The sequence below is a fragment of the Shewanella sp. SW24 genome, assembly GCF_025653395.1.
Lineage (GTDB): Bacteria > Pseudomonadota > Gammaproteobacteria > Enterobacterales > Shewanellaceae > Shewanella > Shewanella oncorhynchi.
Genome location: NZ_JAKKSH010000066.1, coordinates 1 through 1,079 on the forward strand (window position 1 = coordinate 1; position 1,079 = coordinate 1,079).

Sequence of the window (1,079 nt, forward strand, 5' to 3'; positions counted from 1 at the left end):
TCCCGAATTCTCCCGAATTCAACTCCGAAGTGCGACACTCGACAATTAAGCAGCTAACTGGTGAAACACCACCGCAGGCTGCTTAAACTTCAAACACTTTTTGGGTCGATAGTTAATTCTATTCTGAGCAAATTCGATTAATTCATTACTCACTAGCCTCAAATCAACCCCTTTTTTGACGTACTGCCGCAGTAATCCATTGGCGTTTTCATTCGCACCACGTTCACAAGAACGATAAGGGTGCGCAAAATACACCTGCGTATCTAGCGCCTCTGCTATCTCTTGGTGGTGAGCAAATTCGCGTCCATTATCTGCCGTTATCGTCAGCACATGCGCCCTATATGGCATCAGTAACTCAATCGTCGCTTTCGTTACATCTGCCGCTGACTTCGAATTGACTTTCTTTATCAAATAAAACCGAGTCTTACGCTCTAATAGGGTTACAATCGAACCCGTTCCATGCAGCCCCAATACGGTGTCAATTTCCCAGTCGCCAAATCGCTCTCGGCTATCAACAATGGCTGGTCTGTCGTCAATGGATACGGCGTTTTTTATGGTAGGAGCTTGCTCTACTTTACCGCGTCGATAACGCTTATGTCCTTGACGTAAATGACGATAAAGTTTACCGCCACGGCGTTTATCGCGAGCAATATAGCGATAAATCCACTCATGACTGACAGGCTCCTTCACCAAACGCAACACTTGCGAGATTTGCTCAGGGCTCCAATCCAATTGCAGCAAAAGGACGATGCTCTCTATTCGCTGTGAGGGTATCGCATATTTACTCGACTGACGCCTCATTGTGACAGCCTGCTTGTGTGCAATATCAGGCTGATAGCGTGATTGCCCTTGGCATCGTTTAACTTCCCTATAGACACTAGAGCGATGACAATCAATGCATTTAGCTATGTGTGCTATCGAAAAGCCCTGTTCTAACAGCACGGAAATCTGGTATCGTCTTGCTTCGGTCAACTGTTGATAATTCATGGTGATACTCTTTTACTTTGGCGAGATAAAGCGTACCACTTTTCAGCAGTTGGCTTCTTCTACACCTCGATTAGAGTGTCGCAGTTATTATC

The 1,079-nt window shown here is 45.6% G+C and carries 1 protein-coding gene; it reads right to left on the reverse strand.

What is annotated here, in order from left to right; translation table 11 throughout:
- Positions 1–45 precede the first annotated feature (45 nt).
- Positions 46–987 carry an IS30-like element ISSba16 family transposase gene (locus tag L5M17_RS22860; RefSeq protein ID WP_263149285.1) on the reverse strand — a complete coding sequence of 314 codons (942 nt, stop codon included), beginning with the start codon at positions 985–987 and terminating at the stop codon, positions 46–48.
- Positions 988–1,079: the final 92 nt, after the last annotated feature.

Excerpts from the sequence above, each read along its gene's own strand:
- L5M17_RS22860 (WP_263149285.1), bottom strand. The coding sequence starts at position 987 with ATGAATTATCAACAGTTGACCGAAGCAAGACGATACCAGATTTCCGTG.